Origin of the sequence: Flagellimonas yonaguniensis (genome assembly GCF_029193885.1) — a bacterium.
Lineage (GTDB): Bacteria > Bacteroidota > Bacteroidia > Flavobacteriales > Flavobacteriaceae > Flagellimonas > Flagellimonas yonaguniensis.
Map to the genome: position 1 here is coordinate 1 of NZ_JARFVB010000034.1, position 4,251 is coordinate 4,251.

Sequence of the window (4,251 nt, forward strand, 5' to 3'; positions counted from 1 at the left end):
GGACACGGCGGAAAAGATTCTGGTGCAATCGGCATAAAAGGCATTCAAGAAAAGGATGTGGTTTTGTCCATTGCAAATGCCATTTTGAAGCTGAATAATGAAATGAAAAAGCCTTTGGATATTTATTTAACCAGGTATAGTGATACACTAATTTCTTTATCGGACAGAACTAAGCTGGCCAAAGCCTTAAAAGCAGAGTTATTTGTGTCCTTGCATTGCAACCATTCTGAAAATCCAAATGCGAGAGGGATAGAGGTTTATGCTTCAAGAAAACAAAAGGAATTCTCAAAAGCATCGGTTTTTATGGGCTATCAAATTGAACGAGCCCTTTGTGAAGCCATTGGTTATGGAAGTCGAGGTGTAAAGTTTGCGAACTTTCAGGTACTTCGGGAAACTGTTGAGTATTGCGCCTCAATACTATTGGAATTGGGTTTTTTGAGCAATAAAGATGAAGGCAGCTACATTTCAGATAACAACAATATGGAACGCATCGCACTATCCATATTATTATCCATTCAAAAATCAATAGAATTATGAAAGATATTTTTTTAGAGTTAACAAAGAGCTTGAAGGACATTGTACTGCAATTTATTTCAGAAGTGATTTTATTGTACAAATCCTATAGAAGTTAGATTTCCTAAGTTTATTATCTACACATTATAAAAAGACATATCCGATAGTATATTTAAGTATTTGCTTAAATAATATAATAATGATATATTTGTGACCACTTTAAATCAAAAAAGATGAGCTTGGAAATAACTTGTACACGGAACGAAGCAGACAAGAAGCAAATATCGAGATGCAAGGAAACCATAGAGAATTCTTCGGACAGCCTTAATGCAATAAGCAAAGTTTTGTCTCTCGCGGGAAGCGAGGTACGACTGAAAATTCTATTCCTATTGAACATAGAGAATGAATTGTGTCCTTGCGATATTGCCGATATTCTTGAAATGAGTGTTCCCGCCGTATCCCAGCATATCCGAAAAATGAAGGATGCAGGAATTATTACATCGAGACGTGAAGGGCAAACATTATATTATTCGCTGGTAAAGAGTGAGGACAATGTTTTGAATGGAATTTTCAATTCAATTTCGACAAGAAAGAAAACAGCTTAGACATTTTATATTATGGCACCGAATAAAACTTCGAATACCGCAGCTTATACCGGCATTTTTACCGCAGTTGCAGCATCAATATGTTGTATTACACCCGTTTTGGCATTAATTGCCGGAACAAGTGGAATTGCATCTACATTCTCTTGGGTCGAGCCATTTAGACCCTATCTTATCGGCCTGACCATTATTGTTTTGGTCTTTGCCTGGTACCAGAAACTACGGCCGAAAACTCAGGAAGAAATTGATTGCGCTTGCGAGGATGATGCAAAACCAACGTTTTGGCAATCCAAACAGTTTTTGTTCATCGTAACACTATTCGCCGCATTGATGCTGACCTTCCCTTACTATTCCAACCTATTTTATGCGCAACCCACCAAGGATATCGTATATGTCTCTCAATCCAATGTCGAAAAGCACACTTTTGACGTTGAGGGAATGACCTGTGCAGGTTGTGAGGCACACGTAGAAAGTGAAGTCAATAAGTTGGACGGAATTATTTCGGTCAAAGCCAGCTACGAAAATGCTAACACCGTAGTGGAATTTGATAAGACCAAGATTGATGAATCGGAAATTGAGAAAGCAATTAATTCTACTGGCTACAAAGTGACCTATAAAAAAGAGAAATAATGGAAACTATATCGACATCTGAAATCACTTGTCCAAACTGTGGCCACAAAAAAGAAGAAGAAATGCCAACCACGGCCTGCCAATTCTTTTATGAATGTGAGAATTGCAAAACGGTTCTGAAGCCAAAAGAAGGGGATTGTTGTGTGTTTTGCTCTTATGGGACTGTCGCCTGTCCACCGATTCAAGAAAACAAAAATTGTTGCTAAAAAGCTATCCTTTAAGTTTACTTCCTTTTATCCCCAGCCTTAGTATCAAAAGCAATCAAATTAAAAAGTTCTCGCATTCGGCTACGAACTCGGTTACCGTAGCGTTCTTCCAATTCTTCAGCATTTAGGTTTGTTGTGGCGTGTGTTTTAATTTTGTGTTTGGTTTGTAGGTACAGCTCGTATCGAGATAAAAGCACTTCGCCCATCACATTCAAATCCTTTCCGTAGAATCTGCCAGAAGGTTCAACACCCAAATCATCAAAACAGTAAAATTTGGTATTACCATATTCCTCTACCGTTTTAAAACCTAAATGGTTAAAACTGAAGGTTACATTCCGGCAAGGAATCATCTCATAAGGACGTTGCAAAGGCACTAAATGGCGCAATAATTTCATTAAACTGGTTTTGCCGCAGCCAACAGGTCCAGAAAGTAGAATGCCTTTGTCAATATCAATACCATAAGTCTCACAGTTGTCTTTATCCTTGATGAAGTAGGAACAGAGTTTTAACAAAATATCTTTGTCTTCGTCATATATCCTAAACTTTTCGCCAAACAAAAGTTTGCCCTTGGCATTCAGGTAAATCAATATTTTTGGGAAATCGTAGAGTACACTTTTGCCATCAAATTTTCCGAGCGAATATTCCACGCCACCTTCGGTTATTTTAGAGGGGTTGTCCATAATCTTTGTTTTTAGTGGTTCGCAAGTTGTCCTTGATTTGGGACGCTTGTTTTTTGTTTAGCTTGTTTTCCTCGTCGAATATTTCGGTTCTGTCCATCCAATTGATGGCTACGGCTCGCCAATCCCGAATATCTTTTCCATCGCCAGTTTGCCAATTTCGGGCTTGGTAATGCTCATAGAATTTTTTTGCTTCATCAGCATCAAAACCTTTTTCTTCAAAAAAAATAAAAACGGCCTGCCAGCCCTTTGGCTGTTTTATATAGTTTTCTTGTTTGATATTGTTTGTATTAGATACCAATGCTTGTCCATCTATGGGACGGTGTAGGTTCACAACCTGTTCATTTTTGGGATGGTGGTGTCCCTCAAGCGGTACACCTCTGGAATGGTACTGTTCCGCAAGCTGTTCTAAAATGGGATTGTACTGTCCCACAACCGGTTCATCGCTTGTCCCGATAATGGCCATCTTTATTTTGCTGCCTTTGTATGGATTGTTGGAAGGGAAATAAGACAAGTATTGCCAAGAATCCAGTTCCACAATACATCTATGGTACGTTGATTTAGAACCTATCTTGGCACAACGCATCAAATCCCGACGATTCACGTAGAATTCATCCATAAAGCGGCAACTGTTCCATTCTTGGAACAGCGCCATATACAGACTGATATGCGTTGGATTAAGGCGGTCATCAAAATAGAACTTCTCAAAAGCCGCATTAAGTAGCTTTATATAGTTCATCGCTTAAGAATTTAGACCGTGGTGCACACGGTTGGCATCCATCACTTTTTGAATTTCCTCGGTATCGTAATAGATAATGCCACCCACTTTGGTGTATGGTAATGTGCCATTGATGCGAAGGTTTTGCAATGTGCCAGGACTTACCTGAAGCAAGTCCATAACCTCGGAAGACTTGAGATACTTCTTCAGCTTACCGCTGGCTTGTCTGGTCAATAATTGTTTGATGTCATCGAGCAATTCCATTTTGAATTCCCGAAGGTCGTCTGTGGTAATAATACTTGTCGGCATAATAGAACGGTTTTTATGGAAAGGGACTATCTGGGTTTAGAGTTTTAAATGATAGTCCCTGGCCTGATTTGACTTTCGTTCTACAAATTTGAATAGGTTTAATGGATTTTATTCCCCAGTACGACCGTACTACGGTCAAAATTTAACATTTTGAAATTTGATGGGTTTTGTAGCGTTTTGATGCTTCTGAAGTAGAAACGGTGTGCTAAATCATATCAAATTATATGAAGACGGCTTCCAAAATCAGAAGACCGTAGGTCAACCGTAGTACGGTCTTTTTTAAGAGAAAAATCCGCTTGTTATTCCTCGCTTTTGTCCATTTCAATGAGAAGCGATGTGGAAAGTTCATCGAGGAAAAGTGTTCTGCTGTTCTTTCTGTTTTTGATGTCCTGATAGGTTTTGTAGATGTCCTTTGGCTCAATATCAAATAGCTGTTGCATTTTTTTGGAAACCTGCATTATGGCTTGATTGTCCTGTTTGCCCAATCCCTTTGAGCATAGCGCATAAACGAGTTCAACATAATCTGTGTTTGAAAATGGCCAATGTATCTTTTCCATTGGTTTAGCACCATTTAATTTGCCGTTCAATCCTTTCCG

Annotated in this window: 8 protein-coding genes; 4 read left to right on the forward strand and 4 right to left on the reverse strand. The window is 38.8% G+C overall.

The window, feature by feature from the left end; translation table 11 throughout:
• The 4 genes from PY092_RS19520 to PY092_RS19535 form a co-directional block, all read left to right on the forward strand.
• The coding region (locus PY092_RS19520) for an N-acetylmuramoyl-L-alanine amidase family protein (RefSeq protein WP_275617403.1) at positions 1 to 537 on the forward strand (537 nt) is incomplete at its 5' end.
• A gap of 209 nt (positions 538 to 746) precedes the next feature.
• Complete coding sequence (locus tag PY092_RS19525) at positions 747 to 1,118, forward strand: ArsR/SmtB family transcription factor (RefSeq protein WP_047550245.1); 372 nt, start codon at positions 747 to 749, stop codon at positions 1,116 to 1,118.
• A 12-nt stretch (positions 1,119 to 1,130) separates the two neighbouring features.
• Positions 1,131 to 1,745 carry a mercuric transport protein MerTP gene (gene merTP / locus PY092_RS19530; RefSeq protein WP_272635492.1) on the forward strand — a complete coding sequence of 205 codons (615 nt, stop codon included), beginning with the start codon at positions 1,131 to 1,133 and terminating at the stop codon, positions 1,743 to 1,745.
• Complete coding sequence (locus tag PY092_RS19535; RefSeq protein ID WP_272635491.1) at positions 1,745 to 1,951, forward strand: GDCCVxC domain-containing (seleno)protein; 207 nt, start codon at positions 1,745 to 1,747, stop codon at positions 1,949 to 1,951. Before merTP ends, PY092_RS19535 begins: the two co-directional genes overlap by 1 nt.
• Before the next feature lie 17 nt (positions 1,952 to 1,968).
• Here PY092_RS19535 and PY092_RS19540 read toward each other — a convergent pair whose 3' ends face one another.
• The 4 genes from PY092_RS19540 to PY092_RS19555 all read right to left on the reverse strand — a co-directional run.
• A complete protein-coding gene (locus PY092_RS19540) occupies positions 1,969 to 2,631 on the reverse strand; it encodes an ATPase (RefSeq protein ID WP_220115281.1) in 663 nt (220 codons plus the stop codon).
• Positions 2,615 to 3,367: a hypothetical protein gene (locus tag PY092_RS19545; RefSeq protein WP_275617404.1), complete on the reverse strand. Its 753-nt coding sequence runs from the start codon at positions 3,365 to 3,367 to the stop codon at positions 2,615 to 2,617. Before PY092_RS19545 ends, PY092_RS19540 begins: the two co-directional genes overlap by 17 nt.
• Positions 3,368 to 3,370: 3 nt before the next feature.
• Positions 3,371 to 3,655, reverse strand: a complete 285-nt coding sequence (locus PY092_RS19550) for a helix-turn-helix domain-containing protein (RefSeq protein ID WP_047550478.1) — start codon at positions 3,653 to 3,655, stop codon at positions 3,371 to 3,373.
• A gap of 299 nt (positions 3,656 to 3,954) precedes the next feature.
• Positions 3,955 to 4,251, reverse strand: a 297-nt coding sequence (locus tag PY092_RS19555) for an RteC domain-containing protein (RefSeq protein WP_275617405.1), incomplete at its 5' end; no start/stop codon positions are given.